The sequence below is a fragment of the [Ruminococcus] torques ATCC 27756 genome (assembly GCF_000153925.1).
In the GTDB taxonomy this organism is placed as follows: domain Bacteria; phylum Bacillota; class Clostridia; order Lachnospirales; family Lachnospiraceae; genus Mediterraneibacter; species Mediterraneibacter torques.
On the sequence record NZ_DS264345.1, the window covers coordinates 538131 to 562391 of the forward strand.

The 24261-nt window shown below is 38.7% G+C and carries 22 protein-coding genes and 1 pseudogene; 14 read left to right on the forward strand and 9 right to left on the reverse strand.

All coding sequences use genetic code 11. The features are described 5' to 3' along the window. Nucleotide 1: 1 nt before the first annotated feature. From RUMTOR_RS03805 to RUMTOR_RS03845, 9 genes are all read left to right on the forward strand, one after another. Nucleotides 2-898 carry a sensor histidine kinase gene (locus RUMTOR_RS03805; protein WP_004845785.1) on the forward strand — a complete coding sequence of 299 codons (897 nt, stop codon included), beginning with the start codon at nucleotides 2-4 and terminating at the stop codon, nucleotides 896-898. A gap of 167 nt (nucleotides 899-1065) precedes the next feature. Beyond that, entirely contained in the window at nucleotides 1066-2109 is a 1044-nt protein-coding gene (locus RUMTOR_RS03810) for an aldose epimerase family protein (protein WP_004845787.1), read from the forward strand. Nucleotides 2110-2433: 324 nt separating this feature from the next. Continuing rightward, nucleotides 2434-3708, forward strand: a complete 1275-nt coding sequence (locus RUMTOR_RS03815) for a substrate-binding domain-containing protein (RefSeq protein WP_004845788.1) — start codon at nucleotides 2434-2436, stop codon at nucleotides 3706-3708. Nucleotides 3709-3946: 238 nt separating this feature from the next. Continuing rightward, complete coding sequence (locus RUMTOR_RS03820; protein WP_004845790.1) at nucleotides 3947-5455, forward strand: sugar ABC transporter ATP-binding protein; 1509 nt, start codon at nucleotides 3947-3949, stop codon at nucleotides 5453-5455. A 20-nt stretch (nucleotides 5456-5475) separates the two neighbouring features. Next, nucleotides 5476-7131, forward strand: coding sequence for an ABC transporter permease subunit (locus tag RUMTOR_RS03825; RefSeq protein ID WP_009242220.1), 1656 nt, complete (start codon nucleotides 5476-5478; stop codon nucleotides 7129-7131). A 261-nt stretch (nucleotides 7132-7392) separates the two neighbouring features. Beyond that, nucleotides 7393-9018, forward strand: coding sequence for a response regulator (locus RUMTOR_RS03830; RefSeq protein WP_004845793.1), 1626 nt, complete (start codon nucleotides 7393-7395; stop codon nucleotides 9016-9018). A gap of 13 nt (nucleotides 9019-9031) precedes the next feature. Continuing rightward, entirely contained in the window at nucleotides 9032-10936 is a 1905-nt protein-coding gene (locus tag RUMTOR_RS03835; protein WP_004845794.1) for a sensor histidine kinase, read from the forward strand. Nucleotides 10937-10938: 2 nt separating this feature from the next. Continuing rightward, the gene (locus RUMTOR_RS03840) at nucleotides 10939-11916 is read left to right on the forward strand and encodes a substrate-binding domain-containing protein (protein WP_004845796.1); all 978 of its coding nucleotides are present in this window, start codon (nucleotides 10939-10941) and stop codon (nucleotides 11914-11916) included. 40 nt (nucleotides 11917-11956) lie between these two features. Next, the gene (locus RUMTOR_RS03845) at nucleotides 11957-12988 is read left to right on the forward strand and encodes a galactose ABC transporter substrate-binding protein (RefSeq protein WP_004845797.1); all 1032 of its coding nucleotides are present in this window, start codon (nucleotides 11957-11959) and stop codon (nucleotides 12986-12988) included. 113 nt (nucleotides 12989-13101) lie between these two features. Here RUMTOR_RS03845 and RUMTOR_RS03850 read toward each other — a convergent pair whose 3' ends face one another. The 4 genes from RUMTOR_RS03850 to RUMTOR_RS03865 all read right to left on the reverse strand — a co-directional run bounded on the left by RUMTOR_RS03850 (nucleotide 13102) and on the right by RUMTOR_RS03865 (nucleotide 15648). Then, entirely contained in the window at nucleotides 13102-14274 is a 1173-nt protein-coding gene (locus RUMTOR_RS03850) for a galactokinase (protein ID WP_004845798.1), read from the reverse strand. A gap of 126 nt (nucleotides 14275-14400) precedes the next feature. Next, a complete protein-coding gene (locus RUMTOR_RS03855; protein ID WP_004845799.1) occupies nucleotides 14401-14880 on the reverse strand; it encodes a histidine kinase dimerization/phospho-acceptor domain-containing protein in 480 nt (159 codons plus the stop codon). A gap of 15 nt (nucleotides 14881-14895) precedes the next feature. Further along, nucleotides 14896-15318: a hypothetical protein gene (locus RUMTOR_RS03860; RefSeq protein WP_004845800.1), complete on the reverse strand. Its 423-nt coding sequence runs from the start codon at nucleotides 15316-15318 to the stop codon at nucleotides 14896-14898. Between the two features lie 105 nt (nucleotides 15319-15423). Continuing rightward, nucleotides 15424-15648, reverse strand: a complete 225-nt coding sequence (locus RUMTOR_RS03865; RefSeq protein ID WP_004845801.1) for a hypothetical protein — start codon at nucleotides 15646-15648, stop codon at nucleotides 15424-15426. Between the two features lie 484 nt (nucleotides 15649-16132). Between RUMTOR_RS03865 and RUMTOR_RS03870 the strand changes: the two genes are divergently transcribed. The 5 genes and pseudogenes from RUMTOR_RS03870 to RUMTOR_RS03885 all read left to right on the forward strand — a co-directional run bounded on the left by RUMTOR_RS03870 (nucleotide 16133) and on the right by RUMTOR_RS03885 (nucleotide 18824). Then, the gene (locus RUMTOR_RS03870; RefSeq protein WP_004845803.1) at nucleotides 16133-16849 is read left to right on the forward strand and encodes an AAA family ATPase; all 717 of its coding nucleotides are present in this window, start codon (nucleotides 16133-16135) and stop codon (nucleotides 16847-16849) included. Nucleotides 16850-16909: 60 nt separating this feature from the next. Beyond that, nucleotides 16910-17353, forward strand: a complete 444-nt coding sequence (locus RUMTOR_RS03875; protein ID WP_004845804.1) for a GNAT family N-acetyltransferase — start codon at nucleotides 16910-16912, stop codon at nucleotides 17351-17353. 233 nt (nucleotides 17354-17586) lie between these two features. Then, a complete protein-coding gene (locus RUMTOR_RS13105; protein ID WP_004845805.1) occupies nucleotides 17587-17730 on the forward strand; it encodes a hypothetical protein in 144 nt (47 codons plus the stop codon). A gap of 159 nt (nucleotides 17731-17889) precedes the next feature. After that, on the forward strand, nucleotides 17890-18270 hold the full coding sequence (locus RUMTOR_RS03880) for a hypothetical protein (RefSeq protein ID WP_004845807.1): 381 nt from the start codon (nucleotides 17890-17892) through the stop codon (nucleotides 18268-18270). Between the two features lie 31 nt (nucleotides 18271-18301). After that, a pseudogene (locus tag RUMTOR_RS03885) lies at nucleotides 18302-18824 on the forward strand (dihydrofolate reductase family protein). A 76-nt stretch (nucleotides 18825-18900) separates the two neighbouring features. Here the strand turns inward: RUMTOR_RS03885 and RUMTOR_RS03890 are convergent. The 5 genes from RUMTOR_RS03890 to RUMTOR_RS03910 all read right to left on the reverse strand — a co-directional run bounded on the left by RUMTOR_RS03890 (nucleotide 18901) and on the right by RUMTOR_RS03910 (nucleotide 24142). Continuing rightward, on the reverse strand, nucleotides 18901-19836 hold the full coding sequence (locus RUMTOR_RS03890; protein WP_009319819.1) for a sensor histidine kinase: 936 nt from the start codon (nucleotides 19834-19836) through the stop codon (nucleotides 18901-18903). Between the two features lie 23 nt (nucleotides 19837-19859). Beyond that, the gene (locus tag RUMTOR_RS03895) at nucleotides 19860-20639 is read right to left on the reverse strand and encodes an ABC transporter permease (protein ID WP_004845811.1); all 780 of its coding nucleotides are present in this window, start codon (nucleotides 20637-20639) and stop codon (nucleotides 19860-19862) included. Further along, entirely contained in the window at nucleotides 20633-21568 is a 936-nt protein-coding gene (locus RUMTOR_RS03900; RefSeq protein WP_004845813.1) for an ABC transporter ATP-binding protein, read from the reverse strand. The genes RUMTOR_RS03895 and RUMTOR_RS03900 overlap by 7 nt, the downstream gene beginning before the upstream one ends. A gap of 187 nt (nucleotides 21569-21755) precedes the next feature. Beyond that, nucleotides 21756-22463 carry a response regulator transcription factor gene (locus tag RUMTOR_RS03905; protein ID WP_004845814.1) on the reverse strand — a complete coding sequence of 236 codons (708 nt, stop codon included), beginning with the start codon at nucleotides 22461-22463 and terminating at the stop codon, nucleotides 21756-21758. A 281-nt stretch (nucleotides 22464-22744) separates the two neighbouring features. After that, a complete protein-coding gene (locus RUMTOR_RS03910) occupies nucleotides 22745-24142 on the reverse strand; it encodes an IS30 family transposase (RefSeq protein ID WP_242647671.1) in 1398 nt (465 codons plus the stop codon). Between the last annotated feature and the right edge of the window lie 119 nt (nucleotides 24143-24261).

Consider the following 24261-nt stretch of genomic DNA (forward strand, 5'->3'; position numbering starts at 1 on the left):
CATGTATGTTATAGTTGGGATTTTGGTCGGAGTTATTATTACATTGATTTGTATATTGGGTAGTTATATGCGGCAGGTAAAAGATATCTGCCGCCAATTGCGTTTTCTGAGAGAGCATGAGAGCAATATGCTCATCACAAAAGAAATTAAGCTGGGAAATATTAAAGAGTTGACAGATCTTCTGAACGAGATGATTAAAGAACGAAAAGAAGAAGCTGCACAATATGTAAAAAAAGAACGGATGATTGCTGATACATATACGAATTTATCGCATGATATAAGGACGCCCCTGACATCAATGGACGGATATTTTCAACTGCTGGAAACCTGTTCGTCTGAAGCGGACAGGAAGCGTTATATCGAAATCATAGAGGAACGAATCGAAAGCCTTAAAGAGATGCTGGAAGAGCTGTTTACTTATACAAAGTTAAAAAATGAAACGTATGAATTGAAAAAAGAACGACAAAACTTAACTCAGATTCTGAAAGAAACAGTGTTTTCATATTATGATGAATGGGCAGAAAGGGGAATTGTTCCGGAATTTGACTTGACAGATACGCCTGTTTGGATCATGGGGAATGGACAGGCGCTTAGAAGGATTATACAAAACATTGTGAAAAACGGGTTGGATCATGGAAATAAAGAATTGAAGATTCAACTGAAAAAGAAGGAAAACAGAGCGAAGCTAGTGTTTAAAAATAGAGTGGAATATCCGGATCGGATCGATCTTCAAAGAGTCTTTGAACGTTTCTATAAAGCAGATGAAGCAAGAAGCAAAAATTCGACAGGACTCGGCCTTTCTATTACAAAAGGGTTTGTACTGAAAATGAATGGAGAAATCAGCGCGCAGATGAAGGGTGACTGGTTTAGTATTCATATCAGTTTTCCGTTAATATGAAGTTAAAACGGATGAGAGAGACTTTGTTTTTTCTTTCTTGATATCCTCTTGCTATCGGAACATGCTGACTATATAATGAAAACAGAAGAATGCGGGGCAGAATACTATAAACATCCATATAAAGTGAAGCGGATGAAAGTAACGAAAACGCAGCAGAAAGGAAGGAAATGGAAATGACGAGAAATTTTGGGTGTACGAAGGAAGGAAATCAGGCGAGTCTCTATGTGATAAGAAATGAAAACGGGATGGAGGCAGCAGTGACTGACTTAGGAGCGACACTGGTCAGTTTGAAGGTGAAAAATAAAGAGGGAAGCATGGCGGACGTTGTTCTGGGATATGAAAACGCGGCCGGTTATGAGGCAGGTACGTGCTTTTTCGGAACGATTGTAGGAAGAAATGCAAACCGGATTGGCGGCGCGCAATTTGAATTAAACGGAAAAACATATCATTTGACGGGGAATGATAACGGAAATAATCTGCACAGCGGTATGGATTTCTACAATATAAGGATATGGGAGACGGAAGAGGTGACGGAGACGTCTGTTCGTTTTAAACTTCATAGTCCGGATGGAGATCAGGGATATCCGGGAACGGCAGATATATACGTGACATACAGCCTTGATAAAGATGATAAGCTTGATATCTTTTATGAAGCTTTGTCGGACAAAGATACGATTCTGAATATGACAAATCATAGTTATTTTAATTTAGATGGACATAACAGCGGAAGTGTACTGCAGCATACGCTTACTCTGGAGGCGGATTATTTTACTCCGGGGGATGCACAGTCAATACCGACAGGAGAGATTCTTCCGGTGGAGAATACACCTATGGATTTTCGGGAAGGAAGAAAAATAGGAGAGAGGATCGAGGAAGAGTACGAACCGCTTCGATTCGGAAACGGATATGATCACAACTGGGTTTTGAAAAACAAAGGAAACTTTGAGAAAGTGGCGGAACTTATGGCTGAGGAAAGCGGAATCGTGATGGAAACTTACACGGATCGTCCGGGAATGCAGATTTATACGGCGAACTTTGTAGAAAATGAAGTAGGTAAAGAGGGCGTCGTATATGGGAAAAGAAGCGCAGTTTGTTTAGAAACACAGTGTTATCCTGATGCGGTTCACCATGAGAATTTCCCAAGTCCTGTATACCGTGCAGGTGAAAAATATACCGCACATACTGCATTTCGTTTTTTGATAAAGAAGTAAAAACAGATTGAAAAGACAGATATGAAACAGAAAGCTGCCAAGGGGTATATCAGCGGCTTTCTGTTTTTTGCATTAGTGGAGAATGTAATCCGGGAATGTGCCTTTTAAAAATTTCGATGATTGTGTCTGACTGAAAAAGGATGGGTACAAAATGACGGGAAAATAAGAGCTAAAATGACAAATATTATAAGACATGACTAATAAAATCTTAAAAAATTCAATATAAACAGAAAAATATTCTATGTTATATTTAAAAGAATTCATATAAACTGTCACTATCAACAAAAAATATCTGTGCGAAAAAGAGCAGAAGGGAGAAAATGTATGAAGAGAAAAATAGCTTTAATCACAATGGCGGCGGTAATGGCACTGTCAGTTACTGCGTGTGGAGGAGGATCTGACAGCGGAAAGTCAGCGTCAAATAATTCTTCCGGATCGGAAGTGGCAAATAAGGACAAACCGTTGGTATGGTTCAACAGACAGCCGTCAAACAGTTCCACGGGAGAATTGGACATGACAGCATTGAACTTCAATAAAGATACATATTATGTAGGATTTGATGCAAATCAGGGTGCTGAACTTCAGGGAACTATGGTAAAAGACTATATCGAAAAAAATATAGATAAAATTGACCGTAACGGTGACGGAGTGATCGGATATGTTCTGGCTATCGGAGATATCGGACATAACGATTCTATCGCACGTACAAGAGGTGTCCGTAAAGCTCTTGGTACAGGCGTAGAGAAAGACGGAGATATCGACAGCGCTCCGATCGGAACAAATGCAGACGGAACTGCAACTGCTGTAAAGGACGGAACGATTGAAGCCGGCGGAAAGAAATATGTAGTAAGAGAACTTGCTTCTCAGGAGATGAAGAACTCTGCAGGAGCAACATGGGATGCGGCTACAGCAGGAAATTCAATCGGCACATGGTCCTCTTCATTTGGGGAAAACATAGACGTTGTAGTTTCCAACAATGACGGAATGGGAATGTCAATGTTTAATGCATGGTCAAAAGATAATAAAGTACCTACTTTCGGATACGATGCAAATAATGACGCGGTAGCTGCTATTGCAGAAGGTTACGGCGGAACGATCAGCCAACATGCAGACGTACAGGCATATTTGACATTGCGTGTTATCCGTAATGCACTTGATGGCGTAGATATTGATACAGGTATCGGTACAGAAGATGAAGCAGGCAATGTTTTGTCTGAAGATGTATATACATACAATGAAGAGCAGCGTTCTTACTATGCGTTGAATGTAGCGGTTACAGCTGATAACTATCAGGAATTTACAGATTCTACAAAAGTATATGAGCCGGTATCCAAACAGCTGGATGAGAAAGAACATGCGAAAAAGAAAGTATGGCTGAACATTTACAATGCTTCCGATAACTTCTTAAGTTCTACATACCAGCCGCTTCTTAAGAACTATGATGATCTTCTTAATTTAGACGTTGAGTATATCGGCGGTGACGGACAGACAGAGTCCAATATTACAAACCGTCTTGGAAATCCTAGCCAGTATGATGCGTTTGCGATTAACATGGTAAAAACAGATAATGCGGCTTCCTATACATCATTACTTCAGTAATAATGAGGATAAGCAGGTCTATTAGGGAGAAGGAATTCTCCCTAATATTTTTGCGGCGGCGATAAGCTAAAGTCCGGGTTTGCCTGAGACTATGGCGGCTGCCTGCGATCTCGGAGAGTACCTTTTGGTGATTTCGGTAATTGAGATCAGGCAGTCAGAGAAAGTTGTCTGTGGGAAAAGGACTGCAACCGTTTGGGTAAAGATAGAAAAATTCTAAAGTATAATAGGAGTAAAAAGCATGGCAGATAAGAAAGATAATATCGTCTTATCGATACGGGATATGAGTAAGTCCTTTGGAAGAAACAGAGTTCTCACTCGCATCAATCTGGATGTGAAAGCGGGAACAGTTATGGGGCTTATGGGGGAAAACGGCGCTGGAAAATCAACGATGATGAAGTGTCTTTTCGGTACCTATCAAAAAGACGAAGGAAATATCTTCCTGGATGGGAAAGAGGTAAGTTTTTCCGGACCGAGGGAGGCGTTGGAAAACGGTATCGCTATGGTTCACCAGGAATTGAATCAGTGTCTGGAGAGAAATGTAGTTGACAATTTGTTTCTTGGACGGTATCCGGTGAATGCGGTCGGTGTAATAGATGAAGGCCGGATGAAAAAAGAGGCGTCTGAACTTTTCAGAAAATTGGGAATGACAGTCAACTTGTCTCAGCCGATGCGTAATATGTCGGTTTCTCAGCGGCAGATGTGCGAGATTGCAAAAGCAATCTCTTATAATTCCAAGGTGATCGTTTTGGATGAGCCTACCTCTTCATTGACGGTGCAGGAAGTAGAAAAACTTTTTGAAATGATGAGAATGCTGAAAGAGCAGGGAATTGCTTTGATTTATATTTCTCATAAAATGGATGAAATTTTTGAAATTTGTGATGAAATATCGGTGCTTCGAGACGGAAATCTGGTTATGACAAAGAGCACGGAAGATACAGATATGAATGAACTGATTACGGCAATGGTAGGACGTTCTCTTGAAAACCGTTTTCCGGAAGTGGATAATACGCCGGGAGATGTGGTTTTGTCCGTGCAGCATTTATCTACAAAATTCGAGCCTTATCTTAAAGATGTGTCTTTTGATGTGAGAAAAGGAGAAATCTTCGGATTGTATGGTCTGGTAGGAGCCGGACGAACAGAGCTTATGGAGACGATTTTCGGAGTGCGCACCAGGGCGGCAGGACGAGTATACTTTAATAATCATCTTATGAACTTTGAAAGTGCGAAAGATGCGATGGAACATGGCTTTGCTATGATCACGGAGGAACGTAAGGCAAACGGATTATTTTTGAAGGGAGATCTTACGTTTAATACAACGATAGCAAACTTGAAACAGTATAAATCAGGGATCGCTCTTTCTGATTCGAAAATGGAAAAAGCGACTGCGGAAGAAATCAAGACTATGCGGACAAAATGTATGGGACCAAATGATATGATTTCAAATCTTTCCGGAGGAAACCAGCAAAAAGTTATTTTTGGAAAATGGCTGGAAAGAGAACCGCAGGTATTTATGATGGATGAACCGACAAGAGGAATTGATGTCGGCGCAAAATATGAGATATATGAACTGATTATCAACATGGCAAAGCAGGGCAGGACGATCATTGTTGTCTCGTCTGAAATGCCTGAAATTCTGGGAATTACAAATCGCATTGGCGTTATGTCAAATGGATATCTTTCTGGAATTGTTAATACAAAAGAGACAAATCAGGAAGAACTATTAAGACTTAGCGCAAAATACCTATAAAATGAGGGAGAATGATGAATATGGCTAATGGAAACAGTAAGGTTCTGACGGCGGAACAGGAAATGCAGATTCGCCGTCCGATAGAAGAATACGTCGGTGCAATTCAAAAACAGATTGACGGTCTCCGGGTGGACGGCACGGATAAAGTGTTGTCGCTGCAAAACACAATGGACGGAGTAAAGAGAGATCGCACTCTTACAAAAGGTGAAAAAGAGGATAGACTTACGAGAATGCGCAGGGAACTGCAGCAGGCAAAAGCGGTAGAGTCTAAGAATAAAGACAGGATTTCAAAACTGATTGCAGATGCGGAAGCATATTTGAAAGAACATTTCGACAAGGAATATTATGTGCCTGTTAAAGAAAGCTGCGCACAGGAAAAAGTCCTTGCGAAAGAGAAATATCAAAAAAGAGTAGAAGAACTGAAGAAAGAGCATCAGCAGATTCTTTCCAAACTTTCAGAACATCAGGAAATAAAGGATGAAAAATATGTTTATAAGAACAGGCTGTTCGATGCGAAAATGGAACTGCAAAAAGATTATCAGACTATAAAGGACAGACGGCATGCGGCGTATTCTTATAAGTATCATCTGATTGATTTGCTGCGTATGTCAAAATTTACTTTTCTTGAAACGCGGGCGCAGAAATGGGAGAATTATAAATATACGTTCAGTAAAAGAAATTTCTTCCTTCAGAACGGATTATATATCGCTATTCTCTTGATATTTATTGTGCTTTGTATTATTACGCCGATGATTAAGGGAGCGCCTTTGCTCACTTATAATAACGTGCTGAACGTACTTCAGCAGGCATCTCCGAAGATGTTCCTTGCATTAGGTGTTGCAGGTTTGATTCTTCTTGCAGGCACAGACCTTTCAATCGGGCGAATGGTAGGTATGGGAATGACGACGGCAACGATTATTATGCATCAGGGAATTAATACGGGTGGAGTTTTTGGACATATATTTGATTTCACGTCAACACCTATCATTGTGCGTGTAATCTTGTCATTGGTTATATGTATACTTTTGTGTACATTCTTTACAATGATCGCCGGATTTTTTACTGCCAAGTTTAAGATGCACCCGTTTATCTCGACAATGGCAAACATGCTCGTGATCTTCGGACTTGTTACATATGCTACAAAAGGAGTATCTTTCGGAGCTATCGAACCGACGATTCCGAATATGATTATTCCAAAGATAAACGGATTCCCTACAATTATCATATGGGCAGCAGCCGCAGTCTTTATTGTGTGGTTTATTTGGAATAAAACAACTTTTGGTAAGAATTTGTATGCGGTCGGCGGAAATGCAGAAGCGGCGTCGGTGTCAGGTATTTCAGTATTTGCCGTTACGGTAGGAGCATTTATTCTGGCAGGTATTCTTTACGGATTCGGCTCCTGGCTGGAATGTATAAGAATGGTCGGTTCAGGTTCTGCCGCATACGGACAAGGATGGGAAATGGATGCGATTGCAGCCTGCGTAGTAGGCGGCGTGTCATTTACCGGAGGTATCGGAAAAATCTCGGGAGTAGTAGTCGGTGTGTTTATTTTCACAGCGCTTACATATTCCCTTACGATCCTCGGAATTGACACAAACCTTCAGTTTGTATTCTCAGGTATTATCATTCTTGTTGCGGTAGCGCTGGATTGTCTGAAATATGTACAGAAAAAATAAAGATAAATCAAGGAAAGAGCCGACATTATGTCGGCTCTTTCTGCTTTAGGATAGGTGATGAGCCAAAGCCGGAGTCTGCCTGAGATCCCGGCGATCGCTTATAATTCCGGAATGTGCTCTTTGGTGTTCTCGGTGATTCTGAGCCGGTTTAAAAAGACAGAAAGAACAGACGACGGATAAAATATGAGGTCGTATTTACAGGCATGTATGTCTTTGTTATAATGAGGAAAAATAAAACGGAATAATATATATGGAGACAAGATGGATAAATATACAATACTTTTGGTTGATGATGAAGAGGAAGTAATACAGGCTATTATCCGAAAAATTAATTGGGAAGAGTTGGGATTTTCTGTAGTCGGATATGCCGATAATGGAATCAAGGCGCTGGAAATGATAGAGGAGAGTCAGCCGGATGTTGTTATGACAGATATTAAAATGCCGTATATGGACGGCATGGAGCTGTGCAGTCATATCAGAAGAGAGTATCCGGCGATGAAGATCGTACTTTTTACAGGTTTTGATGAGTTTGAATATGCAAAGGAAGCGGTTCATCTGGAAGTGGAGGAATATATTTTAAAGCCGGTTAATTCTGTGGAATTGATCAATATATTCACAAAGTTAAAAATAAAGCTGGATCAGGAGATAAGTGAAAGAAGAAGCATGGAAAAGCTGGAACATTATTATACGGAGTCCCTTCCTCTTTTGCAGGCAAATTTTTGTTCTACTCTGATAGAGGGAAGGATTCATGAGGATGAACTTCAGAAATACCTGTCGGATTATCAGATTTCTCTTCCGGGTCCATTATACTGCTGTCTGGTCATTCATATGTCGTCCAGTCAGATTCCGGAAAATATGAATTCCTTATTTTTAGCCGCGTCTGTACAAAAACAGGCAGAAGACCGTCTGGGGAAAAGATGGAAGGCAAAATGTTTTCCCTACCTTGGAAACAGCGTTCTGTTTGCCCAGATAAACAATGAAAATGAGATTGCGGAGCTGACAGATGACTGCGACCGCTTTTGTAAGTATGTAAACCGCATGATGGGAACTGTTGTCACGGTAGGAATAGGCCAGGTCTGCAGTCAGATTTTGGATTTGGCACAATCGTATAACGCAGCGCGTGAAGCGGTTTCATATCGTGCCGTCTACGGCGCTTCCAGGGCGATTAACATTAAGGAAATCGCGCCTAAAGAGTCGGGAGAGCCCTGTTTTACAAATGATATGGAATTGTTGAATTTATTTAAAAAGATTCGTTTGAATTCGGAAGAAGAGATTGTAGAAGCGGTAGATCAGTATATAGAAAGCATTTCATTTCCGCTGAAATCATTGCAGCAGCATCATGTGGTGATCATGGAGTTGGTAACCGCCTTGTTTCGGTTTTCTGTAAATAATGATATTGCAGCGGAGGGGGTAGGCGGAGATATCGGAATACTCTATGGAAAGCTGCTTGAGCTTGAACCCGATGCGCTGCGAAAATGGCTTACGGATATCAGCCTTTGCTTCAGCGAAAATTTGGTTACGGCAAGGAGCAGATCAACTCAGTCCTTTGTATCAAAAGCGAAGGAGCATGTCCGCAGTCAATATGCAGATGTACAGTTGTCTCTGGCTCAGATTTGTGAAAGACTTGGGGTGTCTAATTCCTATTTTTCTACAGTGTTTAAAAAGGAAACAGGAAAATCTTTTGTCAGTTATGTGACAGATTACCGTATGGAACAGGCTGCGCGCCTGCTGATTGAAACAAATGAAAAGAGTTATGTCATAGCGCAGAAAGTAGGATACACAGATCCTAATTATTTTAGCTATGTATTTAAAAGGAAGTTTGGCGTATCACCGTCAAAATACAGAGCGGAGCATATAAAAAGTGAAAAACAAGTATTTGAAAAGTAAATGCGGGTATGATATGCAAGGAGAAAACCAAAATACGGAAAAAAGCCGCATTACGGAACGGGTGAGAAGCTGGGAAAAATATGGGGGATGGACAAATTTAAAACCAAAAGGGATACAAACGACTCTGATGGGAGTGTTTTCGCTTGTTTCCATCACTATCATGTTGATTTCCGGGTTTGTTATGTATATATGGTTTTCTACGTTATCAAGGGAAGAGACTGTGCAGAGTACCCAAAAGCTGATGGAACAGACGGGGGAGAGTCTGGAAGATTATCTTGTCAGTATGAGACAGGTGTCTGATACCGTTTACTACAATATTATAAAAGAGAGCGATTTCTCCAAACAAAAACAGGAGATTCAAAGCAGGATGAATCTTTTGTATGAGGCAAATAAAGATAATCTTCGAAGTATCGCAATTTATAATCATTATGGAAGTTTATTGGCGGCAGAACCGGTAGCGTCTCAAAAAGAAGATCCGGACGTAACCCAGCAGGACTGGTACATACAGGCGTTGGATGAAGTGGAAAATATGCATTTTTCCACACCTCATATTCAAAATTTGTTTGATGATGGAACGCAGCATTATTATTGGGTTACTTCTTTAAGCCGTATGATCGAAATTACAGACAGCGGAGTGTCTAACTGGGGGGTTCTGCTTGTGGATATGGATTATGCGGATATTTCAAGAATGATGAATCAGATCAATACTTTGAACAATGGAGAGTATTATTATCTGTGCGACAGTAATGGGGAAATCATCTATCATCCGAGGCAGATACAGATCAGTAACGGTCTTAGCGGAGAAAACAGCAGTCTGGCAGCCTCCCACAAGGACGGTGTGTACGAAGATGATTTTAAAGGCGAGAGGCGGAAAGTAATAGTCAATACTATCAGTTATACCGGATGGAAGCTGGTGGGGGTAATTCCTTATTCGGCATTTATACACGGGATGATCGACGTGCGATATTTTATTATTTTGTTGATGCTTCTGACGGTAATGGTACTTGTAGCGCTTAATCGTGTCGTTTCAGCGAGAATCTCAAGCCCGATTTTGAAATTAAACGCATCAGTACTGGAGTATGAAGCGGGTGAAAAGCCGGAGGTATATATTGGAGGAGCGGAAGAAATCCGGTATCTCGGATATTCTATCCAAAAATCTTATGAGCAGATAGATGAGCTTATGAAGGAGATTATTATCGAACAAAACGAACGTAGAAAAAGCGAGTTGGATGCATTGCAAAGCCAGATTAATCCTCATTTTCTTTATAACACGCTGGATTCTATCACGTGGATGATCGAGGATGGACGCAACGACGAGGCGGCGTTTATGATTTCACAGCTTGCAAAATTGTTCCGTATAAGTTTATCAAAAGGGCATACTGTGATTAATATCCGGGATGAGCTGCAGCATGCCCGAAGTTATATGAATATACAGAAGATACGATATAAAAATGCCTTTTCAGTTACTTTCGATGTAGATGATTCTCTTTATGCATTTTGTATTGTAAAACTGGTTTTACAGCCGATCTTGGAAAATGCGATCAATTACGGAATCAATGGGACAGATGACTGCGGTGAAATAAAAATCAGCGGTAAGATGGAGAATGGGCTTATTATTCTTTCGGTGACAGATAACGGGATCGGTATGTGCAGTGAGGAAGTGAGCCGGCTTTTGACAGATGAGAAAAGAGTACATAAGCATGGTTCGGGAGTAGGACTTGTGAATGTTAATAACCGCATTAAGATTGTATTTGGAAAAGAATATGGTATAGTCGTGGAAAGCGAGCCGGATGAAGGAACAACTGTCTCGATCTGCATCCCGGCGGTTTTGTATACAGAAGAGAACCGCAAGGCTTTGGAAGGAGGAAACCTTCACGAAAAAGAGAATGAACAGAAAAAGGAACCGCAGAGGGAATAAGGATGAAGAATGGCAAAAAGATATTTATTTTGGTAGAAACATTTCTGGGGCTTATGGTTTTTGTGTTGGTCATGTTCATGTTTTTGGAAAAAAATGAAAAAAAGCAAGAAAAAATTTCCGTGATCATCCAGAATTCAGATGATAGTCAGTGGGCAGCATTTAAGTATGGGGCAAAAATGGCGGCGGCAGATAAAAAGACAGAGGTATTTGTGGTAAGTACAGCGGGAAGTCTGAGTGTACAGGAAGAAGAGAACTTAATAGAAAGAGAAATTGCAAACGGCGCATCCGGAATTATTGTAGAGCCTGCCAATGGAGAGAAAACAGAAAAGATGCTAAAAGAAGTCGAAAAGAAAGTGCCTGTTGTGCTTGTGGAAAGCCTTGCGTCTTCTGATGGAACAGAAACGAAAATGCCGGTTACGGGAGCGGATAATTATGCCATGGGAAAAGCGTTGGCAGAGGAATTATTAAAAGACTGCGGCGGAAATATAAAAGGGAAAAAGATAGGGCTCGTTTCGGGAGAAGAAAACGCAGAAGCTATAAGTGAACGGGCAGAGGGGGTTCGAGCGGTTTTGGAAGAAAAACAGGCGGATATTCTATGGCAGATATCGGATTCTTTTGCGGAAGACAAGGAAAAAAATTCAATGGAACAAAGCGAAAAAGTGGATTTTATAATGACATTAGATAATATAAGTCTGGTGGCAGCCGGGGAATGTTCTTCGACAAATAATCTGCATGGGGCGGTTCTGTATGGAATCGGACATTCTATGGAAGCTTTCTATTATTTAGATACAGGAGAGATACAATGTCTCGTAGTGCCGGATGAGTTTAACAGAGGATATCAGAGTGTGGCAGAACTATCAGACAGTTTGCGGCGCTTCATGAAAAAGCCGGAACGAAACACGGTTTCATATTCGACTGTTCGCAGAGAGACACTGTTTTCAAAAGAAAATCAAGAAGTTTTGTTCACTATGAGTCAGTAAGGCGTATAGAGTACATGAGGATTATAACAGAGGTGGAGGAATGAAAAAAAAGAAACTATTAGCGGCAGCGATTGTTTTATGTATGGTGATACAACTCTTGTGTGCCTGCGGTAAGCAGAAAATATCCATGTCAGACAAGGTTTATGTCGGAGTTACCTGTTACGATCAAAACGATACCTTTTTAAGCGAACTTCTTGTCTGTTTTAAAGAAGAACTTAATCATCTCAACAAGAATGGAGTTGAGACGACTGTGACAGTTAAAAATGCTGCCGGATCTCAGCGCACGCAGAATGACCAGGTGAAAGAGCTGATAAATGCAGGATGCAACGTCCTTTGTGTGAATCTGGTAGATCGGGCAGATCCGTCGGAAATTATAGATGTTGCAAAAGAACATGATGTGCCGATTATATTTTTTAACAGAGAACCGGTTGCGGAAGATATGAGGCAGTGGGACAGGCTTTATTACGTTGGCGCAGATGCAAAGCAGTCCGGTGTGCTGCAAGGAGAGCTGGCTGTTGAAATGATACGGCAAAACAGTCAGATAGATCACAATAAGGACGGAAAAATTCAGTATGTAGTTCTGGAAGGGGAAGCGGGACATCAGGATGCGATCATTCGTACAGAAAATGCGGTAGATACGCTTAACAAAAATGGGATTGAACTGGAAAAGTTAAGTTACCAGATTGCGAACTGGAACCGGGCGCAGGCGCAGAACCGGATGGAGCAGATGCTGGGGCAGTATAAAAATAAGATAGAACTTGTGTTGGCAAATAATGATGACATGGCTCTGGGAGCGTTGGACGCTTATAAAAATTTGAATTATACAGAGGCCCTTCTTCCGGTATTTATAGGAATAGACGGCACGGATATGGGGTTGAAGGCAGTGGAAGATTCAAGTATGGCGGGAACGGTATATAATGATAAAGAGGGACAGGCGAGAGCGATAGCAAAGCTTTCAGCTGCATTGGTAATCGGAAAAGAAGCGGAGGAAATAAAATTTACTAATGAAAATTACATTTATCTGCCCTATTCCAAAGTCACAAAAGAAAATGTCCATGAATATCTGAAGTGACGGATGATCCGCTGAGCAAGGTGAAAGGCAGAAAAAACACACCGGGTAAAAGAGTTTTGGTATCTTGTACAAGGTGTGTTTTTTGTGTTTTTAAAAGTTTGTTTTACGGAAGATTATACATCTAATCTGGAAGCGCCGACACCGATGTCTACTACATAAAATTCAGCTTCATATCCGAATTTTTCTTTATAGGCCTCTCCGACATTTTTAATAAAATTGTCTACGGCTTCATTTTTTACAATGCTGACGGTACAGCCGCCGAATCCGCCTCCGGTGATACGAGAGCCGATGACTCCCGGGGTATTCCATGAAAGATCAACGAGCAGATCGATTTCTTTACATGATACTTCATAATCATCGCGCAGAGAAACATGGGATTGATTCATTAATTCTCCGAACTTTGTAATATCGCCTTCTTTCAGAGCTTTGACGGCGGCGATAGTGCGCTGATTCTCGTAAACAGCATGTTTGGCACGTTTTACACGAACTTCATCCCGGATCAGGTGCTTTGCCTCTTCAAATTCTTCTGGAGTAAGCTCGCCGAGAGAAGAAATGGACAGTTCCTTTTGCAGATCGCTAAGCGCATCCGCACATTCCTGACGTCGGACATTGTATTCAGAAGTGACAAGGCTGTGCTTTACTTTACTGTTTGTAATGATGATCTTGGAGTCCTCAAGAAGAATGGGTGCATATTCATATTGCAAAGTGTTTGTGTCAAGAAATATTGCGTTGTCTTTTTTCCCGACAGCTACTGTAAACTGATCCATAATTCCACAGTTACAGCCGTTAAAATTATTTTCGGAGTATTGTCCGAATAAAGCAAGATCTATTGGACTTAGATCGGTAATTCCATATAAATCAGTCAGGATCACTCCGGTCAGCACTTCCAGAGAAGCAGAAGAGGAAAGACCTGCACCGTTAGGAATATTCCCCCATATTACCATGTCAAATCCGGTATCAAGTTTGTAGCCTTTTTCGGAGAATGTCCATACAACTCCGAGCGGATAGTTTGCCCAGTCGTAACAATCCTTGTTAGTAAGGTCGTCCAGAGATGTTTCTACTACGCCGATCTCGTCAAGGTTGCAGGAATAAAAGTGCATAAGCCGGTCTTCTCTTTTTCTTGCAACGCCATATGTACCAAGTGTCAGGGCACAGGGGAATACATGACCGCCGTTATAGTCGGTGTGCTCTCCGATAAGGTTGACGCGGCCGGGAGCAAAATAAAAATGTGCATCATCCGTAGCGCCGAAAAGTTCTGCAAATTTGTCATATAGTTTTTGTTTCATACGTGGTTTCCTCCTACATAAAATATTGAAATAATAAATTCAAAACATCTTGCCTTTTATTATAATCTATAGCGGAAGAAATGTATAGAAAAAATGAGCGCGAATATAGGTAAAAATGTTGTATTTTTAGCTTTTATAAGACAAAAGTATCCCAACACCGGAGGAGGGGATACTTTTGCCGGAATATTTAAATTGCATAAGCTGTTTCAGCATTTTTGTACGATTTCTTATGACGGCTATATATCTGTTGACTGTTTCACTTTTTTCTTCCTGTTCAAGTAAATCTAAGTAGCCGTATATTGCGGTTAGCGGTGTGCGTAAATCATGAGAAATATTTGTAACAGCATTCTTCAATTCTAAATCACCTTTTTGAAATTTTCTGCGTTCAGCTTGGAGTTTTCGTAACTGGATATTTATTTCATTTGCTAAATGGCGCATATATTTATCATTGCTTGAAATATCAATTAAAGTATTACTATCGGTTATGAGCTTTTCGGAAAATGAACTTTCTATTTCTTGTGCAGATTTTCGCAATAAATGTATTTTGATGAGTAGCAAGATAATTATTAAGATCAATCCACTTATGAAAAGCCATAACCATAACATAATGTGTTCGCTCCTTTATTTTAAATCTTTTTTCTTGAAAATCCAAACACCTGCACCGGTTGTAAGGACAATTATTGCTAAGGAATATATAGGTAATCGTGTTAAATTGACAGGCTGCATTGTTGAACATTGAATTGCCTGACCACCTGGATTGACATCATAAAAGAATTGTACAATTTCTCGTTTTGTTCCGTCCGAATATTTTGGGTTTTCTGTTTCCTGAGCTGTTGTTTCGCCATTTTCTCCTATTGAGTAAGCCGGAATAGTTGGCGGAGCATCTAACATTCTATTACATATTGCCCCTGCAAGTAATAGTCCGAATGAAAGCAGAATACAAGACACTGCAATAATAGCTTTATTTTGAAAGAGCATTGTTATAAGTGTGAAAAGTGAAGCAAATGTAATTGATAAAACAAGGACGGTTACGCCTATGAGCATAATCAATTTCACATCAGCAGTAAAAAACAAGCAAAGGTATTCCAACACTAAGGTATGGAACAAAAAACACAATGCACATAGTAATCGCGATAACAGAACAAGTTATCATATTTGATAAATAGATCGTTTCTCTTTTTGTCCTACGATAATTTTGTTTCTGATCGTTCCATCATTATGTTCTGTACCGATAAAAAGGCTGCAAAATACAGCAAGAATAATTCCTATGAACAAAGCGCGCGCAAAAAATCCATTGTCAAGATTATTGATATATCCGGACTGCTTCATATCCTTATATCTTAACAGCGGAAAAGCCAGTCCGACTATAAACATAAAAGCTAATGAACCCCATAAACATTTATTTTTCTTTAATCGAAAGAAATTGGAAAAGGCAATGGAAAAAGAACTGTTGAGAGTAGCAGATTATAGTGCTGTAGATGCAGCGATTGCGAAAGCGAACGGTTTGGAGAAAAAGGATGTAAATTAAACATCAAAACCGAATAATCATACGAATAATAAAGAAAAAGCGCCAACTACGGCTGATACAAATGATGTAATGGGATATATGATTGTTTGATAAGTGCATTACTGATGACAGGTTTGTTATATAGTAAAAGAAAACAACGGACAAGTAATTAGATAGCAATATTTGAAAAAAATAGAAAATAATTCAATGAACAATCCATTGCAACTGAACAGATAAAAAGGTAATATTACTTATTAAGTAATAGAATTATTTATCGGGAAAAGAATGCGTATTCTTTGTCAGAGAACGAAAGAATGATTTTTATGTTTTATATCAGTTTGAGGTGATCAAATGAATCAACAATTTATACAAAGCCTGTCGATAGATTGGAATAAGATTGAGGACGATAGTTATTTACGAGAAATTGAAGCTATAAATAAATTAAAAGAAGTTGTTTTTGAAAAACCAATTACCTTTTTTGTCGGAGAAAATGGTAGTGGTAAATCGACGCTTTTAGAAGCTCTTGCAGTATCATACGGTTTTAATCCGGAAGGCGGCACTAAAAATTATTCTTTTTCGACTTTTGATTCACATTCTGAATTGTATAATGCTATCAGAATTTCAAAAGGATTTCGTAAAGCAAAATGGGGATATTTTCTTAGAGCAGAAAGCTTTTATAATGTTGCAACAAAAGAACTGGAGTATTCGGATTGGGCTCATCCATCAGAGAAATACCATGAAAAATCACACGGAGAGAGCTTTCTTGCGCTCACACAGAATCACCTGCGACCAAATGGGTTATATTTATTTGATGAGCCGGAAGCAGCATTATCTCCTCAAAGACAATTAACATTGCTTATGGAAATATATTCATGTGCAAAAGAAGGATCACAATTTATTATAGTTACGCATTCCCCTATTTTGTTAGGAATACCAGATGCACAGATTTTATCATTTGACGATGGAATAGTACACAAATGTGAATATGAAGATACGCAGAGTTATAAAGTTACCGAAATGTTTATTAATAACCGAAAGATTTTACTTGAAAGATTGCTTTCCGAGTAAGAGATAGATTTGTAACTTGTAAAGTAACGGAAGATATGAATTTGAAAGCGAGATATGTAAATGGAATTTTTTGCAAAAACATTTGATGAATTAACAACAAAAGAATTATATGAAATTTTGAAATCAAGGTCGCAAATTTTTACTATAGAACAAAATATTCATTGTCAGGATATGGATGATATAGATTATAATTCTTTACACTGCTATATTATGGATGATAATAAAGTGGTTGCTTATTTAAGAGCGTTTAGTCAAGATGATAATAAATATATAGTTCGGGTTGGCAGAGTTTTGACATTAGTGCATGGTAACGGGCTTGGAAAAGAATTGATGCAAAAAAGTATTGTTGCTATTAAAGAAAAGCTGAAGTGTAAAAAAATATGTATAGATGCACAAAAGCACGCAGTAGGTTTCTATAAAAAATTTGGGTTTAGAGTTTCATCCGATGATTTTTTAGAAGAAGGTATAGTTCATCAAAAAATGGAATTATGCACACATTTTTGAAAAAATGATTTTAAATATAGTTGAATCATACCAGGGAGAAAAAATAAATGATTGAAGATACAATAGAAATTAAATATCCCGTTGAAAAGTTATGGATAGTTTAGCTATGCTCAGTGAAACTTATTAAATATAAAGCTTAAATTATGTGATATAATCTTATAAATCTGAAGTATAAACGAGAATTTGTTTGGTGTTGGTAATACGAAAATTTGAAGTTGTAAAGGAGAAAAATTATGGGCGAAAATTATTTGGATATGGCTACCGTTATAGTAATATTTTTTGCTCTCGGCATTTTATTATCAAGGCTGGGAGGTATTGGAGGAATTGTTGTAAGAATTAAAAGAATTATTTGCAAGCTAATGGGACATAGCGACTGAGAGAAGCGGTATAAATATTAGAATTTATGGAGGCTTTCTTATTTCATTGGGATTTTTGTTTTTCTTTTGATTGTAAGATTGATTTTTTCATAAAGAAATAGAGTTGTAAATTCCGGTAACACGAAAAATTTAAATTTAGGAATGATATAAATGATATAAATGATTAAAGATTTAATGTATATTGAACTGAAAACAGGATATTCTGATGATGGTCCAGCATGGATTGGGTATGTGAAAACTTCAAAAACCAAGAAAACCATTTATTTTAACAACCATGCATTTCAGAAATATAACGGTAATTACGCAAATTATATAGACATTGAAAATGGTGATGAATACTGGATTTCTGGTTTGAAAAAGAAGGAGAGTAATCGACATTGGGCTGGTCATGGAAAAATTATGATTGACCGTAGAGCTGTTAATGAATATCTTACTCTAATTGATGAAAAAGAATTGCCACTAAATTTGTTTGAAATAATTGATATTGAAGACAGATTTCCAGTTGAAAGAGTAAATAAACTTTTGAACGATAAAGAATAAAATCCCAGTTTGTGAATTTAAAGGAGGATCTATGAAAAAAGTCAGTTTGTTTATAGCAATGAGCCTTGACGGATATATCGCAGACAGTGAAGGCAGTGTTGAATGGTTGGTTGGACAGGGTGATGACGCTGATAACATTGATACATATTCTGAATTTGCAAAAGATATTGATACTGTGATAATGGGGTGGAATACTTATCATCAAATTGTTACTGAACTTTCGCCAAATGAATGGGTTTATAATGATTTTACAACCTATGTAGTAACACATAATCAAAAAACATCTTCTGATAAAATTAATTTTACCAATGAAAGCTCTGTTGATCTGGTAAAAAAACTACGAGAGGAAAGTGGGAAAGATATTTGGATATGTGGTGGTGCAACCCTTATCCAACAGGGAAGATATAATTGATTGTTATTATATTACTGTTATTCCAACTATTTTAGGGTCAGGCATTCGACTTTTTGAAAAGACTGACCATGAAATTAAGTTAAGGCTGCTCAAAACACAATCGTATAATGGAATGACGGATTTGATTTATACAAAGCGATAACTCTTAAACGTACATTATAGGGTGGGATCGCGGATATGTATTTACAAAAGGGAAATCCGGTATAAAAGTTTTGAAACTAACAAGAAGGTAATGCCAAAGTAAATGAGATGAGAAGAGAGTTATTTCCGTTTGACTTTTTGGAAGAAACAGAAAGCTCTCCGCCGATCTCTTCTGCAAGTGATCTGGCAATCGTAAGACCAAGTCCGGTTCCACCCTGACTGCGCGCCGATTCCTGAATATAGAAGCGGTCGAACAGATGAGAAATATCTTCGGATGAAAGAGAACATGTGTCATTAGCGAACAAGATTTTAATGGAATTTTGTTCGTTTTTTATTGTTATATGAAAAAAGGTATGTGCGTATCTTCCGGCATTTTGAAACAAATTAAAAAAGATTCGTTCTAAAGCTGTTTTGTCAGCAAGCACATATATTGGGCGATCCGGCAAATCAAGCGAAACGTTTAAATGTGTCTCTTCGAGTATGTGGCAGTTGTCTGCAAAAGATTCTCTCAGTAATTTTACAGTATCAATTTTAATGAGATTTACTGTATAGTCATGAGCTGTAAGTCGGGAAAAATCATAAAACTGCGTAATCAGGTTTTTCAGTGATTCTGATTTTCGTTCAATGACATCTAGTGTATCTGAAAGCTCAGCGTTTTGTGAGATATAGGAAGACTGGGATTTTTTATATAGTCTAACATATCCGAGAAGGGATGTTAAAGGAGTACGCAGGTCATGACTGATATTTTCAATCTGTTTTTGAAATTCTTTTTCCTGTTTTGTATAACGCGCGCGCTCATGGTGAAGCTCATCTAAAAAAGAGTTGATTGTGATGAGAAGTTCCTTTAACCGATTGTTCGGAACGGGAAGATGTATCATCTGATTTTTGGAGAGATCCTGCTGTATGACATCGAGCTCTTTTTGTATCTGTTTTAATGCACGGAGAAGGGAAATGTAGCGAAACGCAACATATCCTCCTGCGATACTGATAAGAAATAGAATGATATACAACATATGTGATCCCTCCATATTTATGTTTATAAGTCTGCTTTTCGGATGTGCCTGAATCCGATTGCCATGAAAATAATAATTCCTGAAATTCCTGCAATTATGCAGCGCAGCATACCGCCGGTTGTATCCCATGCGGTAATGCATGAACTCATATTGACGTTTGCGGTGTTGATCTGAAAAAAGTTCGATGGCATCCACATGGCGATGTTGTAGATAAAATCTGTTTTAAAATGGGCTGAAACTGCTATTCCGAATTTAAGTAAAATTGTCGGAAAAATGAAAAAGACAAAAAGCCATGTAAAAAATATGAATGCGCCGTTTTGAAAACACAGGCAAAGTACGATTGTTAAAACAATACTGGATACGGCAATCAAATAAATAGCCGGAATTTCCATTAGCAGATCGGTCATATGAACCGGACCGGTTTTATCAAGAAACAGTTCGGTCATGAAAATCCAGAGGGTGAGAACAATCGTCATAATGACAGTAGCAGTGGTGATACTGACGATACATTGGCTGAAGAACACCTTTCCTCTGGGAATTCCGTTTGCTATCGAATTTTTTATAATCCCGTTTCTTTTGCTGTCTTCATAGAGAACCGAAGCGGTCAGCATTCCCATCAACGTGAAAAACATAGGACTCGATACAAGGATGGAATAAGAAAAAGAGGTTGTATGGTACTGTGTTTCAACAATCGAAATACCTGATATCAGTAAAATGGTCAAAACAGAGAGAATTCCGAAGAAGACACGGATTCCGGTTGTATGGATCATACGGTAGTACTCACTTTTAATAAAATTCAACATTTTACAGCACCTCTTTTCTTCAGTTCCATATAATAATCTTCCAATGATGTCTGGAGTGTCTGCATTTTTGTAATGTAAACATCATTTTTTGCGGCAAGTCTGCTGAAGCTTTCGGCTGTCTCGTGCGGTTTATAAATGCGAATCGTATTTCCCGGAAGCACTTTATAGTTTTCTTCAGGAAAGATTTTTTCGAGCAGAACGGTATATTTTTCAGCATCAGAAACAGTCAGTTCGATACAGTTGGCGCATTTTGCGTGTAAAGCTTCAGAACTGATCTCTTCAAGTAAGATTCCTTTATTTAGGAAGCCGTAAACTGTGGCAAGGTGTTGTAATTCTGATAAAATATGGCTTGATAAAAGGATCGTGATGTTTTTCTGTTCATTTAATTGTTGAAGGATACTGCGAAATTCGACAATACCGCTCGGATCAAGTCCGTTGATCGGTTCGTCCAAAATGAGAATCTGCGGTTCACCCAGCAGGGCAACTGCAAGTCCGAGCCGTTGTTTTTGCCCGAGCGAAAGCGTTTTACATTTTGCATGTTGCTTTTCGGATAGACCGGTCAGTTGAATTGCTTCGCCGATTTTTTTGTTGTCTGGAACTCCCTTTTGAATGGCATAATAATGCAGAGTTTGCTCAACAGTCATGCCTGGAACAAAGCATGGATATTCGATCAGGCAGCCGATATTTTTGCGTATATTGCAAAGTGCTTTTTCTTCTGTTTCGCCAAAAAGGCATAGTTCTCCGTTTGTTGGAAAGATGTGTCCGGCAAGTAATTTGAGTAATGTGCTTTTTCCCGCGCCATTATCTCCGATCAGTCCGTAAATGCAGCCTTCGCTTACATGAAGATCCACATGATCCAGTGCGATAAAGGGAGAACGCGGATTGTATGTTTTTGTGATTTGTTTTGTCTCTATGACATATCTGTTCATATCTGTTCACTCCGTATGGATTTTATTTTATGCAGCAGGTTTTTGAATAAAAGCTGTTACGATGCCAATTATATCTGAATCTGTTTTAATAAGTCATAAAGAACTTTTAAAGAACTTATAAAATCGTACTGATTAGGTTTATCAAAGTTTAAATCTATAATTTTTGAATCAGTTCAGTTATTAAATGCTAAATCACTGCTTCAAATTTTGTTTTATTTGAATGAAGAACAAGTTTGAATCCAATTCCGTATACAGTACGGATATATTCGTTTTCAGGATCGGCTTCTTTTATTTTTTTTCGGAGATTGCTTACATGTACATTGACAGTATTGTTTTCCCCATAATAGCCTCCGTGCCAGACGAGATCGTACAGCATTTCGCGGGAATAGACCTTCTCTGGATTTTTTATGAAAAGATAGAGTAAGTCATATTCGTGGGCGGTCAGAGAAAGTTCGATTCCGTGAACAGTAACTTTTCTAGAATCCGGATATAACTCTAAATTTAGGCAAGACAGTTTTTTTGATGTTGCAGTACGCCGTAAAGCAGCCTGGATTCTTGCTATGACTTCTTCAGGTTCAAACGGCTTTGTAATATAATCATCGGCACCCATTTTTAAAAGTGACACTTTGTCTGCCAGGGCAATTTTTGCAGACAATATGATGACTGGTACGTCAGAAGAAAGATTTTCCCGAAGTTCGGATAGAAGTTCTTCGCCGGATAATCCCGGAAGCATAAGATCCAGTAAGATTAAGTCCGGCGTGTTGTGCATAAAGAGCAGTTTTGCTTCTGTTCCGGAAAATGCCTGTATCGGCTTAAAATGCTCGGTGCGTAATATTTTTGCAAGCAGATTGTTGATATCTGCGTCATCTTCTGCAATTAAAATTTGTTCTCCCATATCGTTAATATTTCTTCCTTTCCTATTTTCTGTGGTTGAGTGAATAAGTAAATTCCATATGTAAAAGTAAATTCCATACAGAAGACTAAATTCGATATTTTAGGGTTTGACGAATTGTGTCAAATCCTTTAAAGTGGAATTTAACCAGATAATAAATGCTTTTCTGCAATAAAAATGTATGCTAATGAGACAACTGGAATCTGCTCTGTAAGACTAAATTCCACTTGTCTGGTATGTGTGATATGGAGCCTTTATCCGCAGATTTGTTTTATTATCTGGTTTTATTTTTTCAATAATGCAGGCGTTAATACGATCTCATCTGCCGGTATTTCAGTGAGAGCAAAAAAATTTAAAAGTTCATGTGGGAGCATGATTTTTGCAAGAGCCATAGGCGACAATCCACCAAGGCTTTGTCTTGGAGTACTGTTGATATGGCTCATCATCAGATTGATCTCTTTTTGCGAGTAATCGTCAAAGGATGTTCCTTTCGGGCATATTTTTCGGATATATTCATGGTTCTTTTCACAATGCGGCTTTTGCCAGGAACACATCGGATCACAATAATAAATACTTGTCCGAATCAGGTTGTCTTCACCACATTCCAATGCATCCGGAATCTGAAATTCACCGCCTCTGTCCGTTAAAATCAGCGAAAAAGCAGAGGCAAAAGAAAAGGTTCCAATCGCATGCTCAATGGAGTCAAATACATTTTTTATATGATCGGATTCTTTGCTGTCAAGAAGATACGCCATCATAAAAGAACATTCGGAAAAGTGGAAAGTGAGTAACACCTTGTGGGAACCTTCACAGCCGAGAACGGTATCCATTTCAGTAACTCTTGTATCCGGGAACTCTTTTAAAAATGCCTGAAAGTCTTTGTAAGTACGACCTTCATAGATTGTTTTATCAACTAATTCAGAAGAGCCGGAAGAACGGAGCTTATATTTTACTTTTTTAGGCAGATCGATATTTTTAACACTCAAAGCTCCGGATTCAATGTAATTGTAAAGCGTTTTTTCTGAGTAAGGGATCTCCGGATGATTCTGTAGGATCATGTAAGGGGACTGCCCCTGCATAATCAGTGGGGAAACCAGTTCATCCAGCCTTATCAAATCTTCAGGAGAAATGTTGATACCAGTTCGCGATTCAATCAGAACGGTTCGATATTCCCTGTGAGCAATCGTGGCTCTATAATAAGCCTTATCCAAACGGCATCCGCTTTTTTTACTGCAAGCATTGCATACAAAGGGAGCTTTATCTAGTTTGGAACAATGATAACTGCGAGGAATGAAATCATCGCAATGGGAATTACAGTGGTTGCAGAGTTTACACATTCTTTTGCATATCGGAGCATAGATTTCACAGATATTCTTTTTTTTGCAGTCTTTTATTAGAGCACATTTATTTTTTGATTCATTGAAGTGGCTATGTTCCTGAATAGTGCGGTGCTTTTTAATTTCTTTGGAGATAGTGGTTGGATCTTTTCCTAACTGTAGCGCAATGCTATGGAGGGAGTTTCCTTGATCCAACCTTTTTTCAATTATAATACGCTGATCCATTGTCATATGCTTTTGATTTCCAGGGATAGATTTACACATAAGTACCTCTTTTCTACTGCGGATAGAAGGTACTAAAATAATATAGGATATAGAAGAAGAGAGTAAGACTAAATTCAGCATGATGGTGGAATTTAGTTTTTCATTTAAGGTCCTATTTTCTGTCTTTAGAAAGACGTAGACGGGATACATCCGCTATGCTATAATAACTCTAACGCTTTGTCATAGTAAAGTGTAAATTT

Excerpts from the sequence above, each read along its gene's own strand:
- RUMTOR_RS03805 (WP_004845785.1), top strand. The coding sequence starts at position 2 with ATGTATGTTATAGTTGGGATTTTGGTCGGAGTTATTATTACATTGATT.
- RUMTOR_RS03810 (WP_004845787.1), top strand. The coding sequence starts at position 1,066 with ATGGAAATGACGAGAAATTTTGGGTGTACGAAGGAAGGAAATCAGGCG.
- RUMTOR_RS03815 (WP_004845788.1), top strand. The coding sequence starts at position 2,434 with ATGAAGAGAAAAATAGCTTTAATCACAATGGCGGCGGTAATGGCACTG.
- RUMTOR_RS03820 (WP_004845790.1), top strand. The coding sequence starts at position 3,947 with ATGGCAGATAAGAAAGATAATATCGTCTTATCGATACGGGATATGAGT.
- RUMTOR_RS03825 (WP_009242220.1), top strand. The coding sequence starts at position 5,476 with ATGGCTAATGGAAACAGTAAGGTTCTGACGGCGGAACAGGAAATGCAG.
- RUMTOR_RS03830 (WP_004845793.1), top strand. The coding sequence starts at position 7,393 with ATGGATAAATATACAATACTTTTGGTTGATGATGAAGAGGAAGTAATA.
- RUMTOR_RS03835 (WP_004845794.1), top strand. The coding sequence starts at position 9,032 with ATGCAAGGAGAAAACCAAAATACGGAAAAAAGCCGCATTACGGAACGG.
- RUMTOR_RS03840 (WP_004845796.1), top strand. The coding sequence starts at position 10,939 with ATGAAGAATGGCAAAAAGATATTTATTTTGGTAGAAACATTTCTGGGG.
- RUMTOR_RS03845 (WP_004845797.1), top strand. The coding sequence starts at position 11,957 with ATGAAAAAAAAGAAACTATTAGCGGCAGCGATTGTTTTATGTATGGTG.
- RUMTOR_RS03850 (WP_004845798.1), bottom strand. The coding sequence starts at position 14,274 with ATGAAACAAAAACTATATGACAAATTTGCAGAACTTTTCGGCGCTACG.
- RUMTOR_RS03855 (WP_004845799.1), bottom strand. The coding sequence starts at position 14,880 with ATGTTATGGTTATGGCTTTTCATAAGTGGATTGATCTTAATAATTATC.
- RUMTOR_RS03860 (WP_004845800.1), bottom strand. The coding sequence starts at position 15,318 with ATGCTCATAGGCGTAACCGTCCTTGTTTTATCAATTACATTTGCTTCA.
- RUMTOR_RS03865 (WP_004845801.1), bottom strand. The coding sequence starts at position 15,648 with ATGTTTATAGTCGGACTGGCTTTTCCGCTGTTAAGATATAAGGATATG.
- RUMTOR_RS03870 (WP_004845803.1), top strand. The coding sequence starts at position 16,133 with ATGAATCAACAATTTATACAAAGCCTGTCGATAGATTGGAATAAGATT.
- RUMTOR_RS03875 (WP_004845804.1), top strand. The coding sequence starts at position 16,910 with ATGGAATTTTTTGCAAAAACATTTGATGAATTAACAACAAAAGAATTA.
- RUMTOR_RS13105 (WP_004845805.1), top strand. The coding sequence starts at position 17,587 with ATGGGCGAAAATTATTTGGATATGGCTACCGTTATAGTAATATTTTTT.
- RUMTOR_RS03880 (WP_004845807.1), top strand. The coding sequence starts at position 17,890 with ATGATTAAAGATTTAATGTATATTGAACTGAAAACAGGATATTCTGAT.
- RUMTOR_RS03890 (WP_009319819.1), bottom strand. The coding sequence starts at position 19,836 with ATGTTGTATATCATTCTATTTCTTATCAGTATCGCAGGAGGATATGTT.
- RUMTOR_RS03895 (WP_004845811.1), bottom strand. The coding sequence starts at position 20,639 with ATGTTGAATTTTATTAAAAGTGAGTACTACCGTATGATCCATACAACC.
- RUMTOR_RS03900 (WP_004845813.1), bottom strand. The coding sequence starts at position 21,568 with ATGAACAGATATGTCATAGAGACAAAACAAATCACAAAAACATACAAT.
- RUMTOR_RS03905 (WP_004845814.1), bottom strand. The coding sequence starts at position 22,463 with ATGGGAGAACAAATTTTAATTGCAGAAGATGACGCAGATATCAACAAT.
- RUMTOR_RS03910 (WP_242647671.1), bottom strand. The coding sequence starts at position 24,142 with ATGCTGAATTTAGTCTTACTCTCTTCTTCTATATCCTATATTATTTTA.